Origin of the sequence: Kineosporia sp. NBRC 101677, assembly GCF_030269265.1 — a bacterium.
Lineage (GTDB): Bacteria > Actinomycetota > Actinomycetes > Actinomycetales > Kineosporiaceae > Kineosporia > Kineosporia rhizophila.
This window is the reverse complement of the sequence record NZ_BSTA01000003.1, coordinates 261,408-274,322: the sequence shown is the minus strand read 5'-3', so window position 1 is coordinate 274,322 and position 12,915 is coordinate 261,408. Positions and strand designations below refer to the sequence as shown.

Annotated in this window: 14 protein-coding genes; 9 read left to right on the top strand and 5 right to left on the bottom strand. The window is 71.2% G+C overall.

Annotated features, from left to right (window positions below; translation table 11 throughout):
* Positions 1-14: 14 nt before the first annotated feature.
* The 6 genes from QSK18_RS10650 (at position 15) to QSK18_RS10625 (ending at position 5,548) form a co-directional block, all read left to right on the top strand.
* Positions 15-629 (top strand): hypothetical protein, encoded by a 615-nt coding sequence (locus tag QSK18_RS10650; protein WP_232810591.1) that lies wholly within the window; start codon positions 15-17, stop codon positions 627-629.
* Between the two features lies 1 nt (position 630).
* Positions 631-1,227, top strand: a complete 597-nt coding sequence (locus QSK18_RS10645) for a hypothetical protein (protein ID WP_232810592.1) — start codon at positions 631-633, stop codon at positions 1,225-1,227.
* Positions 1,228-1,327: 100 nt separating this feature from the next.
* Entirely contained in the window at positions 1,328-2,386 is a 1,059-nt protein-coding gene (locus tag QSK18_RS10640) for a D-alanine--D-alanine ligase family protein (RefSeq protein WP_232810593.1), read from the top strand.
* Positions 2,383-3,786, top strand: coding sequence for a UDP-N-acetylmuramoyl-tripeptide--D-alanyl-D-alanine ligase (locus QSK18_RS10635; protein ID WP_285618305.1), 1,404 nt, complete (start codon positions 2,383-2,385; stop codon positions 3,784-3,786). Before QSK18_RS10640 ends, QSK18_RS10635 begins: the two co-directional genes overlap by 4 nt.
* Positions 3,783-4,679 (top strand): threonine ammonia-lyase, encoded by an 897-nt coding sequence (locus tag QSK18_RS10630; RefSeq protein WP_285618304.1) that lies wholly within the window; start codon positions 3,783-3,785, stop codon positions 4,677-4,679. The genes QSK18_RS10635 and QSK18_RS10630 overlap by 4 nt, the downstream gene beginning before the upstream one ends.
* Complete coding sequence (locus QSK18_RS10625) at positions 4,676-5,548, top strand: CapA family protein (RefSeq protein WP_285618303.1); 873 nt, start codon at positions 4,676-4,678, stop codon at positions 5,546-5,548. The genes QSK18_RS10630 and QSK18_RS10625 overlap by 4 nt, the downstream gene beginning before the upstream one ends.
* Before the next feature lie 19 nt (positions 5,549-5,567).
* Here QSK18_RS10625 and QSK18_RS10620 read toward each other — a convergent pair whose 3' ends face one another.
* Both QSK18_RS10620 and QSK18_RS10615 read right to left on the bottom strand, forming a co-directional pair.
* The gene (locus QSK18_RS10620; protein ID WP_285618301.1) at positions 5,568-6,224 is read right to left on the bottom strand and encodes a response regulator; all 657 of its coding nucleotides are present in this window, start codon (positions 6,222-6,224) and stop codon (positions 5,568-5,570) included.
* On the bottom strand, positions 6,221-7,366 hold the full coding sequence (locus QSK18_RS10615; RefSeq protein WP_285618293.1) for a sensor histidine kinase: 1,146 nt from the start codon (positions 7,364-7,366) through the stop codon (positions 6,221-6,223). Before QSK18_RS10615 ends, QSK18_RS10620 begins: the two co-directional genes overlap by 4 nt.
* Positions 7,367-7,589: 223 nt before the next feature.
* On the opposite strand from QSK18_RS10615, the gene QSK18_RS10610 reads away from it, so the two are divergent.
* Together QSK18_RS10610 and QSK18_RS10605 are read left to right on the top strand one after the other, a co-directional pair.
* Positions 7,590-8,345, top strand: a complete 756-nt coding sequence (locus QSK18_RS10610; RefSeq protein ID WP_285618292.1) for a sulfite exporter TauE/SafE family protein — start codon at positions 7,590-7,592, stop codon at positions 8,343-8,345.
* A 34-nt stretch (positions 8,346-8,379) separates the two neighbouring features.
* Positions 8,380-9,297 carry an AEC family transporter gene (locus QSK18_RS10605; RefSeq protein ID WP_285618290.1) on the top strand — a complete coding sequence of 306 codons (918 nt, stop codon included), beginning with the start codon at positions 8,380-8,382 and terminating at the stop codon, positions 9,295-9,297.
* 13 nt (positions 9,298-9,310) lie between these two features.
* Here QSK18_RS10605 and QSK18_RS10600 read toward each other — a convergent pair whose 3' ends face one another.
* On the bottom strand, positions 9,311-10,333 hold the full coding sequence (locus tag QSK18_RS10600; RefSeq protein ID WP_285618288.1) for a glycoside hydrolase family 18 protein: 1,023 nt from the start codon (positions 10,331-10,333) through the stop codon (positions 9,311-9,313).
* 111 nt (positions 10,334-10,444) lie between these two features.
* Between QSK18_RS10600 and QSK18_RS10595 the strand changes: the two genes are divergently transcribed.
* Positions 10,445-11,179: a DinB family protein gene (locus QSK18_RS10595; RefSeq protein WP_232810602.1), complete on the top strand. Its 735-nt coding sequence runs from the start codon at positions 10,445-10,447 to the stop codon at positions 11,177-11,179.
* Between the two features lie 60 nt (positions 11,180-11,239).
* On the opposite strand, the gene QSK18_RS10590 is transcribed toward QSK18_RS10595, so the two are convergent.
* The gene (locus QSK18_RS10590) at positions 11,240-12,385 is read right to left on the bottom strand and encodes an NAD(P)/FAD-dependent oxidoreductase (RefSeq protein ID WP_285618280.1); all 1,146 of its coding nucleotides are present in this window, start codon (positions 12,383-12,385) and stop codon (positions 11,240-11,242) included.
* Positions 12,378-12,902, bottom strand: a complete 525-nt coding sequence (locus tag QSK18_RS10585) for an OsmC family protein (protein ID WP_232810604.1) — start codon at positions 12,900-12,902, stop codon at positions 12,378-12,380. Before QSK18_RS10585 ends, QSK18_RS10590 begins: the two co-directional genes overlap by 8 nt.
* Positions 12,903-12,915: the final 13 nt, after the last annotated feature.

Genomic DNA, 12,915 nt, shown 5'->3' with positions numbered 1-12,915 from the left:
GCACCCGACACGCCATGAGCACCAGCGAGACACAACCGGCGGCCACGGGCTGGTCGCTGCTGATGCCCAGCACCTGGTCCCGCATCCGCCTGAGGACCGACCGCCGCGAACAGGTCTCGGCCCTGGTGGGCCGGGCCTTCGGCAGCATCTCCCGGGACCAGGGCCCGGCCCTGCGGCGGGCCCTCGAACGGGAACTGCTGTCCCTGGCCGACGAGGCCTTCAACGGCGGCGGGCGGGAGTTCTACGTCCTCACGGAGATCCGCCGGGGACTGCCGGTGGCCGCCACCTGCGTGGTCACGGTGGTCCCGCAGCCGGTGCCGCCGGGCGTCGACGCCGAGATCCTGGCCCGGGTCCTGGCCAACGCACCGGGCAGTGAACCCACCACCGTCACCGTGGGTGAGGACGTGGTCCCGGCCGTGCGGCGCAGCGAACCCAAACGGTTCCGCTCGCAGGAGGAGGGGGCCGAACCGTTCAAGGTCACCTTCACCGGCCTGGACGTGTACGTGCCGTTCCCGGACGGCTCACAGATCCTGCTGCTGACGTTCCGTACGCCGATGGAGCAGATCGCCGAGCCCATGTCGGTGCTGTTCGAGGCGATCGCCGGGTCGCTGCGCTTCCGGGAGGGCTGAGATGACGACTGTCGTACTCGATCACACGGACGAGTGGGTCCAGGCCGACCTGGAGGCCGATCCCCGTCGCTGGGCGCAGACCACGATCCTGCGCCGGGCCGCCCGGGAACGGGCGGAGCTGAGCGCCGAGCGGGTCGGGTTGCTGGTCGACGTGATGGTTCCGGCGCTCGAGGCGGCCCGCAAGGAAGAGATTCCGCCGGTCATGCTGCTCTTCCTGCAGCCGGTCGCGGCCGAGCCGGTGATCTGCAGCGTCGTCGTCCGGGTGGAGGCGGTCCCGGAGTCGCTGCCGACGGCCGGCCTGCTGGAGGAGTTCCGGCTGCCGGAGGAGATGCTCGAGCAGCCGGCCGTGCAGGAGACGATCCAGACTCCCGCCGGGCCCGCGGTGCACCTGGTGCAGCGCTACCGGGCGCCGGTGAACCCGGAGTACGAACTGGTCCAGGAGCACGAGGTTTTCGTCTGGCGGGTGTCCGACTCGCAGGGAGACCTGGCGTTCTACCTCTCCACCGGATATCTCGACCTGGTCGAGGCGGCGCGGTGCCGGCCGAAACTCGTCGAGCTGGCTTCGACGCTCACCGTGACCTCTGACCCGGTGTCATAGCCCGTCCACGCTCTGTCATCGGTCTTTTGGCTGATCCGGGCTCGATCGAACCGGTCGGGTGGCCGATGTCGGCCCTGCCGGGGTGCAGCAGGGTTGCTGCATGCCCAAGCTCGTAGGCAAGATCGCGATTCTTTTCGGGGGGCCGGGACCGGAGCACGAAGTCAGTCTCGGCAGTGCCGGGTCGGTGCTGGCCGAGCTGGAGGGGCTCGGCTGGGACGTGCTGGCCGTCGGGATCAGCAAGGACGGTAGCTGGTTCGTCGGCCCCGGTGCGCACGGGGAACTGATCGCCCGGGCCGACCCGCAGCGGCTTCCGTTGCGGGCCGGTTCCGCCGCTGTCTCCGGACCGGCCGAGACCGAGGTGTTCACGGCCCCGCCGCCGCGCGGGGTGTTCGACGGGTACGACGTGGTGCTGCCGCTCTGCCACGGTCAGTGGGGCGAGGACGGCACCCTGCAGGGCCTGCTGGCTGCCTACGGGCTGGCGGTGATCGGCTGCGGAGTGGCGGCTTCGGCGGTCTGCTTCGACAAGCAGCTCACCAAGGCGGTGCTGCGCTCGGCGGGGTTGCCGGTCGCTGCCGGTCTCGCGGTGAGCAAGGCCGACCCCCGGGTGCCGGCCCAAGGCCTCGGCGCCGGGCCGTGGTTCGTCAAGCCCGCGCGCAGTGGCTCCAGCTTCGGGGTCACCGAGGTCCCGGCCGCCGACGGCCTGCCCGCGGCCATCGACGAGGCCCTGCGCTGGGACGACACCGCGCTGATCGAGGAGTTCGTCCCGCACCGCGAGTTCCTCGTCGGGGTGGTGGGACACGGCCCCGAGCTGACGGTTTCGCAGCCGCTGGAGTGCATCCAGGAAGGCATGGTGCTCGGGTACGAGGAGAAGTACCTGAAGGGCCGGCTGCGCTTCGAGACGCCGGCCGGGGTCGGGCCCGAGGTGATCGAGCAGGCCCGCCGGCTGGCCGGGCAGGCCTACCGGGCGCTCGGCTGCGACATCTTCGCCCGGGTGGACCTGTTCCTCGACCTGCGTGACGGCTCGCTGCTGGTCAACGAGGTGAACACGGTGCCCGGGATGACCGCGCAGAGCGCCTTCGCCCAACTGATGGGCACGGCCGGTCTGCCGTTCCCGGCTCTGCTCGAAAACCTGTACCAGCTCACGGAAGAGAACCGTTGATACCGCTCAGCCTCGCTGATGTCGCCGCTGCCACCGGCGGCCCTCTGCTCGACGCCGACCCGCACGCCCGGGCGGACAGTCTGGTGGTCGACTCCCGACAGGCCCGTCCGGGATCGATCTTCGCCGCGTTGCCGGGGGAGCAGACCGACGGCACCCGGTTCGTCGGGGCGGCGCACGAGCTCGGCGCCTCCGTCGCCCTCGTGCCCGAACGGCACCCGGACGCGCAGCGCTGGGCCGAGCAGCGGGTACCGCGGATCGAGGTGCCCGACGTGCAGACCGCACTGGGGCAGGTGGGCCGGGCGGCGCGGCTGCGTTCGAGCGCCACGATCGTCGGGGTCACCGGTTCCTCGGGCAAGACCAGTACCAAAGACATGCTGGCGGCGGTGCTCTCACCGCACCGGCGCACGGTGGCGAACGAGAAGTCGTTCAACAACGAGATCGGCCTTCCGCTGACCCTGGCCCGGATCGAGCCCGACACCGAAGTCGCTGTCCTGGAGATGGGTACGGCCGGGGCCGGGCAGATCGCCGAGCTGTGCGACATCGCCTCTCCCTCCGTCGGGGTGGTCACCATCGTCGGGATGTCGCACTTCGAGCAGTTCGGCAACTCGCAGGACGCGATCGCCACCGAGAAGGCGGCGCTGGTGCGCGCCCTGCCGGCGGATGGCCTGGCTGTACTGAATGCCGACGACCGGCGGGTTTCCGCTATGCGCAGGCAGGCGCGAAGCCGGGTTCTCGCCTACGGCGTGCGCCATCCGGCAGACATCAGAGCAATGGACGTCCGCCTGGACTCACAGGGACGGGCGGCTTTCGTTCTGGAGACTCCGCAGGGACAGGCCTCGGTGCAGCTGCCGGTCACCGGTGAGCACATGGTGGTGAATGCTCTGGCGGCGGCCGCGGTGGCCACCCATCTGGGACTCACCGCTGCCGAGATCGCGGAAGGGCTGGCCCGGGCGAGCCTTTCGCCGGGCCGCATGCAGATCACCGAGCGCCCGGACGGCGTGCGGGTGATCGACGACAGCTACAACGCCAATCCGGTCTCGGTGGAGGCCGGCCTGCGAGCGCTGGTGGCCGCCCGGCTGGAGGGTGGGCGGGTGATCGCGGTGCTCGGAGAGATGGCCGACCTCGCGGATCTGGCCGTCAGCGCGCACGAGGAGGTCGGGCGACTGGCGGCCTCGCTGGGCGTGGACGTGATGGTCGCGGTCGGGACGCATCCGGCCCGTGCCGTGGCCGCTGCTTGCCAGGCCGGCCTTCGCGAAGCTTTGGTGCTGGACCAGCCGCACGATGTGGCGGAAGCCCTGGAGCCGGTGCTACGGCCTTCGGACGTGGTGCTGGTCAAGGGAAGTCGTTCGGCGGGCCTGGATGTGGCCGCTGCAGCTCTGACTCAGGCGGTGCCCGTATGAGTGGGCCGGTTCGCACGCCCGTCACGGTGTTGCCGGACGAGGAGTGGGGTGAGCTGGCGGTCAAGGACGAGACCCAGCAGAAGTCGGGCGCGTTCAAGTATCGCGGCACTTTCCACCGTACGGCCGGCCTGGCCCCGGGCACCCGCATCGTGGCGGCCTCCACCGGGAACCATGCCTCCGGCTTGGCCCTGGCCTCGGCCGAGCGTGGCTTGCATCTGACCGTTTACGTGCCGCAGACCATTCCGCAGGCCAAGTTGGCCCGGATCGCCGGGGCCGGGGCGCACCCGGTTCTGGTCGAGGGCGGTTTCGACGATTGTGAGCTGGCTGCCCGGCGTGCTGCTGAGCAGACCGGCGCGTTGTTCGTGCACAGCTTCGACGACGACCAGGTGATCGAGGGCCACCGCAGTCTGTTCCGGGAGTGCGCCGAGCAGAACGGTGTGCCCGACGTGGTTTTCGTTCCGGTGGGCGGCGGTGGTCTGGTCACTGCGGCGCTGCGGGAATGGGGTGGCCGGGTGCGGGTGATCGGAGTCGAGTACGAGCAGGCTCCGGCACTGGCCCTTTCGTTGCGGGCCGGACGCCGGATCACTCTGGACAGCGCCGCCGGCATGCCGGAAGGGCTGCTGGTGCGGCGGATCGGGCAGATCGCCTTCGACGCCGCGCAGCAGTACGGCCTCGAGGTGGTCACCGTGTCGGACGCCGATCTGCGCGCCTCGATGCACCGGCTCTGGAACCAGGCGCGGATCCGGGCCGAGGGGGCGGGCGCTGCGGCTCTGGCGGCTGCGCTGCATCGGGGGGACCGGTCGCTGAAGGCGCTGTGCGTGGTCTCCGGCGGCAATATCGACGCCTCGGTCTGGCAGAACTGGTCGTCCGGTCCGGAACGGGTCACGGTGTGAGAAGGGCTCTTCTGCTGGCAGTTCCGCTCCTGCTGATGGCGGGCTGTGCGGCACCGCCGAACGGTAGCGTCAGAGCGGCGACAGCGGGCAGCCTGACCCTGAGCTTCGCCGGCGACATCCGGTTCGCCGGGAAGCCGGACGGGGCTGTGCTGGAGCCCGTGGCCCAGTCGCTCGGGCACGCCGACCTGACGTTGGCCACGCTCAGCTCCGCTCCCACCCCGGAAGCGCTGAAGCTGCTGCAGCGCAAAGGGATCGATGCGGTCAGCCTGGCCAATGACGAGGTGATGGACTACGGAACCGAAGGTTTCGGCACGGGGGTGACTTTCGGGGCCGGGCGCGACTCGGCGCAGGCGTACCAACCCTGGCGGACTGAGATCAACGGGCAGCGGATCGCGGTGATCGGTCTCAACCAGGTGGAGGAGGCGACTGATGCCGACGACGCCCGCCCCGATCGTCCGGGGATTGCTTCTGCCCGTAACCAGACCATGGCTCTGACGGCCGTGCGGCAGGCCCGGGTGGACAGCGATGTGGTGATCGTGATGCCGCACTGGGGAAACCGCCGCACGTCGTGTGTCTCGCTGGCGCAGCGGGACTTTGCTGCCCGGCTGAGTGAGGCCGGGGCCGATGTGGTGGTCGGCACGCATGCCGAGTCGGTGCAGGGGCAGGCCCAGGTGAACGACACTTTCGTCGCCTTCGGTCTCGGGCCGCTGGACCGCCGAGGTGCTCTGCTGCGGTTGACTTTCGCCGAAGGGGCGGTGGTAGAAGAACAATGGACGCCGGTGGCCGGCGACGTGGAGACACCGGGGCCGGCGCAGTACTGCGCCTCGCTCGGCGAGCCGGGCGACGAGGACGTGTTCGGCGGCGAGTAGCAGCGCTGATCACCTCGGATCAGCGCTGCATCTGGCCGTTCTCCCAGGCCCAGGCCGCCACCTGGACACGGTTGGTCAGGCCCAGCTTGGTCTGCACCTTGGCCAGGTGCGACTTGACCGTGCCGAGCGCCAGGAACAGTTCCTCGCTGATCTCGCCGTTGGTGCGGCCCCGGGCGACCAGACGCACGATCTGCAGTTCCCGTTCGCTGAGCAGGGCCGCGCTGCCCGGCCGGGTGGGCTTGGCCGGAGCGGCCTGGCGCCGGTGCAGCAGGTTCCGGGTGAGCGAGGGACTGATCAGCGCGTCACCGGCGGCGGCCGCCCGCACCGCCTCGACCAGCAGGGCCGGGCCCGCGTCCTTCAGCAGGAAGCCCAGGGCGCCGTTGTCGAGAGCCGTGTCCACCAGGGCGTCCTCGCCGAAGGTGGTGACCACCAGTACCCGCAGCGGCTGGACCGCCCCCGGCCCGGCCAGGAGCCGGGTGACCTCCAGGCCGTCGAGGCCGGGCATCCGGATGTCGAGCATGACCACGTCGGGACGCAGCCGCCGGGCCGCCTCGACCGTGGCGACGCCGTCGGCGCACTCGGCCACCACCTCGATGTCCGGCTGGGCGCCGAGGATCATCGCGAAACCGGTGCGCACCATGTCCTGGTCGTCGGCCACGAGCACGGTGATCGTCACCGGCTGAACTCTATCTCGCGGACCGGGTTTTCGGTCATCGGCAGGACCACCTCGACCTGCCAGCCGCCGTTCTCGCGGCGCCCGGCCCGGACCTCGCCGCCCAGGGCCCGGGCCCGCTCGCGGATGCCGAGCAGGCCGAATCCGCCGCTGGAGAACGGTTCCCGGCTCCCGGCGCCGTCGTCGGTCACCAGCACCAGCAGCCCGCGCTCGTCCCGGTCGATCACGACGTCGGCGCGGGAGACCAGGCGGGCGTGCCGGCTCACGTTGGTCAGCGCCTCCTGGGTGACCCGGTGCACGGTCTGGCAGTGCTCCGTGGGCACCTGGTCGGCCCGGATGGTCAGGGTGGTGCGGATGCCGGTGGTCTGGCCGAAGCGTTTCACCAGCGAGATCAGGTCCCACGGCCACTCGGGCCCGCTGAGCCGGGCCACCGCCTCCTGGTCGTCCACCCGGAGCAGGGCGACGGTGCTGCGCATCGACTCCAGGGCGTCCACGGCGGCCTGCTCGATCCGCTGCAGGGCGGCCCGGGCGGCGGCCGACTCCGGCCCGGTGACCACGGCCGCGGCCTGGGCGGCCACGATGATCCCGGTGACGTGGTGGGCCAGGTCGTCGTGCAGGTCGCGGGCCAGGCCCTGGCGCTGCTCGGCGAGCACCCCGGCCACCCTGCGGTCGACGGCGAGGCCGCCCTCGCGCAGACTCCAGCCGGCCACCACCGACACCGAGGCCGCGAGGGCCACGACCGACATCGCCAGGGCGCTGGTGGCCGAGGGTTCACGCCAGGGGGCGGCCACCGCGGTCAGCACCAGGGCCAGCAGCACCACGCTCTCCTGCGTGCCGGTGCAGCGCCGCCGCGAGACCAGCAGCACCAGCGTGAGCAGGCCGAGCACCTCGGTGGGGGAGAACCGGGCCGGCACCAGGTGGGCGACGGCGGCCAGGGTGAGCAGGGCCGAGGCCAGGCAGATCGAGGCGGCCCCGCCGAGCAACACCTCCCGCTCGTGCGGCTGCCGCCAGATCAGCAACCCGGCCACCGCGCAGACGGCGAACGAGGGGACCAGGAAGCCCGCACCGGTGCCCTCGACCACCACCTCGGCGAGCCCACCGAGCGAGAACGCCGCCAGCAGGAGGGCCGGACCGAGCTTCTGCATGGCCTGAAGGTTAATGCTCCGGACTCCGGCCGAACGTCACCCCTAAGTCGGATCCGGGATGATTTGGCCTGATGGGGCAGACGCGGACGGCTAGGAGGACCGGCGGGGCCGGTGAGGAGGGCGAGTGGGGCTCGCCACGGATCCTTGCCCGCACCCCGGCGGCGCCGGGACCATACCGGGGACCGGTGAGCCGAAGACGGCGTGAAGAAGGGCTTGGCCTCGGATGCAGGTGTGGGAGGCCTTCGCGCTGTTCGGCGGCGGTCTGCTGGCGGGCGGGGTGAACGCGATCGCCGGCGGCGGCTCGCTGATCACCTTCCCGCTGCTGGTCGCGATCGGCCTGCCGAGTGTGGCGGCCAACGTCAGCAACGCCCTCTCGGTCGCGCCCGGCTACGCCTCCAGCGCCGTGGCCACCCGTCCCGACCTGGCCGGCCAGGGCCGCCGCATCCTGGGCGTGATCCCGACGATCGTGGCCGGGGCGCTGTGCGGCAGCGCCATTCTGCTGCTCGCTCCGCGCGGTGCGTTCGAGATCGTCGTGCCGTTCCTGCTGCTGCTCGCGGCCGCGCTGATGGCCTTCCAGAAGCGTCTGAAGGCACTGGCCGGGCCGCCCAAGGACAGTTCGCCGCGCCGCACCCAGCTGCTCGTGCACCTGGTCTTCTTCCTGTGCGGGTTGTACGGCGGCTACTTCAACGCGGCGATGGGCATCCTGGCGATCGCCGGGCTGTCGCTGGTGCTGGACGAGCCGCTGCGCCGGATCACCGCTCTGCGCAACGTGTTCTCGGCCGTGGTGGGCACCACGACGGTGCTGGTGTACAGCATTTTCGGGCCGGTGGACTGGCCGGCGGTGGCGGTCCTGGCCCCGGCCACGGTGATCGGCGGCTTCGTTGGGGCCCGGCTGGCCCGGCGCCTGCCCTCCGAGGTGCTGCGCTGGACCATCGTCGGGTTCGCCACCGTCGTCGCGGTGGTCCTGTTCCTGACCTGAACCGACCTGATGTAAGCAGAAGGGCCTCCACGCAGTGACGGGTGTCGTCACCGGTTTCTCCATCATCCTGACCGTCGTGCTGGCCGGGGTCGTGCTGGCCGCCACCGGGGTGATCCCACGGGAGGGCGCCCGCTACCTGAGCAAGACCGCCTATGCGGTGGCCAGCCCGTCGTTGTTGTTCCTGACCATGGCCCACGGCGATCCCTCGGTGCTGGCCTCCACGGCGGCGCTGGTCGCCCTGCTGTCGGCCCTGGTCAGTGCGAGCGTCTTCGTGGTGCTGTCGCTCCTGTTCTTCCGCCGGCCGCTGGCCGAGACCACGATCGGCGTCACCGCATCCTCCTACGCGAACGCGGCCAACATCGGGCTGCCGGTGGCGACCTACGTGGTCGGCGACACCTCGGCCGCCGCGCCGCTGATCATGCTGCAGCTGGTGGTGCTGGCGCCGGCCGTCACCGCCGCGCTGGAGCTGGGAGTGCGGGGCAGGCTGGACGTGTGGGGCATCCTCACCGTGCCGGTGCGCAACCCGCTGGTGCTCGGCACGGTGGCCGGAGTGATCGTGTCGGTGACCGGCGTGAGTGTGCCGGCGGTGGTCAGCGGGCCGCTGGAGCTCCTCGGCGGCGCCGCGGTCCCACTGATGCTGATGGCCTTCGGCATCACCCTGTGGGGCCGGCGGCCGCTGGCCGGGGCCGACCTGCCGCCGGTGCTCACCGCCACCGCGGTCAAGGTGCTGTTCATGCCGCTGGTGGCCTGGGCCGTCGGTGGCCTGCTGCTGAACCTCGAAGGGCCGGAACTGTTCTCCGTGATCGCGATGGCCGCCCTGCCCACGGCCCAGAACGTGCAGACCTATGCGATCTGGTTCGGCCGGGGAGAGAACATCGCCCGGGACGTGGCCCTGCTGACCACCCTCGGCTGCATGCCGGTGCTCATGCTGATCTCTACAGTCTTCACCTGAGTTTTCGGGCGAGCTACGGGGCGGTCCGGCCCCAGTCGTCGCGGTAGCTGGCCCAGTCCTCTTCGGTGGCGTCGAAGTCGACGTAGAGCGCCAGCCCGACCGGCCGGTCCCGGGCCCGCCCGGCCAGGGCCTGCTGCACACCCGCGATGGCGGCGGGCACGGTCTCGGCCGCGTCGAAACGGTTGATCTTCTGGTCCTGGTAGGCCGGAGCGCCGATCAGCAGGTCGACGTCGGCCGGCACGGCGTCCAGGGCCAGGGTGGTCTGGCGGCGGATGTATCCCTGGAAGGCCCGCTCGCTGGGCAGGAACGTGTCGTACGCCATGATCGCGATCTGGTCGGCCGACCCGGCCACCCGCCGCATGTAGGCCTTCGTCCACTGGCTCGACTGCAGGTGGTGCAGCCCGGTGACCGGCTGGAGCTTGGGCGTGGCCACCGACAGCAGGGCGCCGGCGGCCTGGGTGCGGGAGTGGGTGGCGGCCAGCAGGTCGAGGAAGTCCTGGTCGCCGTTGCGGGCCGGCTCGAAGTCGTAGTGCACGCCGTCCCAGCCCTCGGCCAGGATCGCCTCGGCCCCTTCGAGCACCCGGGCCCGGGTCGCGGCCGAGGCCAGGCTCATCCGGTTCTCGGCGAGCACGTTGCCCAGCCAGGCCTGCACCCGCACCTGGGGCAGGGCGGTGTGCAGAGCCTCGAGCAGCCAGGAGGCGCGGGGGCGCAGGGCCGGATCGAGGGTGCCGTCGTCGGCGTAGGGGCCGGCGTGCACGTACAGGTCACGGATGCCGGTGCCCTCGAGCTGGGCGGCCAGGGCGTCCACGTCGGTCTGGGTCTTGCGGCCGTCCACCCAGGCGTGCCCCAGCCAGTAGGCGTCCTGCCCGGTGCTGCGGATCGAGCGGTCGACGGTGCCGGAGCCGTGCACGGCGAAAGCGGCCACGGCGGCGCTGACCACGAGAAGCAGCATGGCCAGCAGGGCGCCGAGGCTGCGCACCGTCCGCCGGACGATCCGTCGTCGGGGCTTGGGCGTGCTGTCCGGTCCGTCGGCCATGTGATGATCATGGCCTATTTCCGGGTGAGCGGCCTCCGCGTGCCCGACGTACATCGCCCGCTTGTTCGAAGACGCCGATCGGATCGCCTCCAGCCTGGAACACTGACCGTCGTGACCGACTTCTCGGACGTGGACCTGACCGACTCCCGGTTCCAGAAGGTGCAGGTGCGCCGGAGCAGTTTCTGGAAGGTCCGGATGCGGGGCGTCTGGGTCGGCGAGGTGGAGATCGACGGCCAGATCGAGGGGCTGCGGATCAACGGGGTCGACGTGGGCCCGCTGATCGAGGCCGAACTGGACCGCCGGGAACCGGACCGGGCCAAGATGCGGCCCACCGACGTGGCCGGCTACAGCGAGGCCTGGGACATCCTGCAGGCCCGGTGGCAGGCCACCGTTCAGCGGGCCCGGGCCCTGCCGCCGGAGCTGCTGCACGAACGGGTCGACGAGGAGTGGTCGTTCATCGAGACGCTGCGCCACCTGGTCTACGCCACCGACATCTGGATCAGCCGGGCCGTCCTGGGCGAGCCCCGCCCCTGGCACCCCCTGGCCCTGCCGTTCGACGAGATGGACCCGGAACCGGGCGTGCCCTGGGACAAGGGGGCCCGGCCGGGCCTGGACGAGGTGCTGGCCCTGCGGGCCGAGCGCGGCGCCACCGTGCGCCGGGTGATCGACGGGCTGACCGAGCAGAGCCTGGCCGCCCACACCGAACCGGTCGAGGGGCCGGGCTATCCGCCCGCCGACCGCTACCCGGTGGCGGAGTGCCTGCAGACGGTGCTGAACGAGGAGTGGGAGCACCGGCGTTACGCCGAGCGCGACCTGACCGTGCTGGAATCCCGGGTGGCCGGGTAGAGCCCCGAACGTGCCCCCTGGTTCTGCCGACCGGCGGGACCAGGGGGCCACCGACGTCCTCTATTCCTTGCCCTGACGCCGCCAGAGCACCGACTGCTCGGCCGGTTCGCGGCGGATGTCCCACTCGGACAGGTCCAGCGTGCCGTCGGGGTCGCCGATCATCTCGCGGGCCAGGGCCTGCGCCACCGGCGGCCCGTGCATGGCCCCGTGACCGGTGAAAGTGAGTGCCCACAGGCCCTCTTCGACCAGGCCGACGTACGGGTGGCCGTCCCCGCCGAGCACCGGCCAGGCGGTGTACCGGCTGACCATCGACAGGTCGGTCAGCTGCGGGGCGCGCACGCTCGCGGCCTCGTAGAACAGCTCGGCCAGGTGGTCGTAGTCGCGCGGCGCCGGGTTGCGCGAGAGCATCGCGACCATCAGCTGGTCGCCCTCGCGCTCGATCACCATGCCGGTGTCGATGTCCACCGTGGTGGGCAGTTTCCGCCCCGGCAGGTAGTTCTCGGTGATCAGGCCCAGGTGCCGGCCCTCGTACATGTCCAGCTGGACGCCGAACGGCTCGACGAGCTTCTTGGTGCCGATCCCGGCCACCAGCGCCACCTTCGGCGCCACGACCTCACCCTGCGGGCCCTGCACCCGCCAGGAGCTGCCTTCGCGCACCACGGCCTCGACCGGCCAGTGCCGCTTCACCACGACACCCAGCGACCGGGCGGCGGCCACCAGCGCAGTCACCCCGTCGGTGGGCATGACGTGCCCGTCGAGCGGCGTGTACGAGCCCAGCACCAGCCCGGTGGTGTCCAGATAGGGCGCCACGTCGGGGATCTGGTCGGGGGTGAGCAGGTGCACGTCGGGCATGCCCTGCTCGATCTGCACCGCCGCGTGCTTGCGCAGGGTCTCGGCCGACGCCTCGTTCGAGGTCAGCATGAGGTAGCCGTCCTCGTGGAACGGCACCGTCAGGCCGAAGGAGGAGCCCAGCGACTTCCAGAACGCCAGACCCCGCCGGGAGCACTCGATCTCGAGGGCGGTGCCGTACTGCTGGCGCACGTTGCCCATCGATCCGGCGGTGGCCCCGGAGCCCAGCTCGGTGGCCTCCAGCAGCACCACGTTTTCCACGCCGGAACTGGCCAGATAGTAGGCCAGGGCGGCGCCGTTGATCCCGCCCCCGACCACGACGGCGCCGGCAGTCAGCACTCCCGAAGCCTCAGGCATCCGGGCGCACCACGGTCCAGGTGATGGTCAGCGGCACACCCGCGTCGGACAGCAGCGCGTACATCGGGCACAGCCGCTCGACCTCGGCCTTGAAGTGGTCGATGCGCTCCTGCGGTTCGGAGGTGGTGATCACGACCTCCTGCTCGACCCGCTGGTAGTGCCGCGCCACCGGCTCGATCTCACTGTACTTCTTCTTGGTGCGGCGCATCTCGGCGCGGCGCACGTCGATGAAACCACCGGTCCTGAACTCCACCCCGCCCAGGTCGAACTTCTGCTCACGCCGGAGCACGAACATGATCATCGCGCTGCAGGCGTTGAACGCGGCCAGGGTGGCCTCCAGCGCGGTCGGGCCGGTGTTGCCCCCGCCCAGGTCGACCGGCTCGTCGTGGTGCAGCGGCTCCAGGTCACGGATCTGCGTGACGGAGTGGAAACGCTGGTCGTACTTCGTGCTGACCGAGATCGGCTGGATCCGCTCGGTGATCTGCAGGTCGTTCTCGGGGGTGTCGGTCTGGGTCACGACTTTCCTCTTT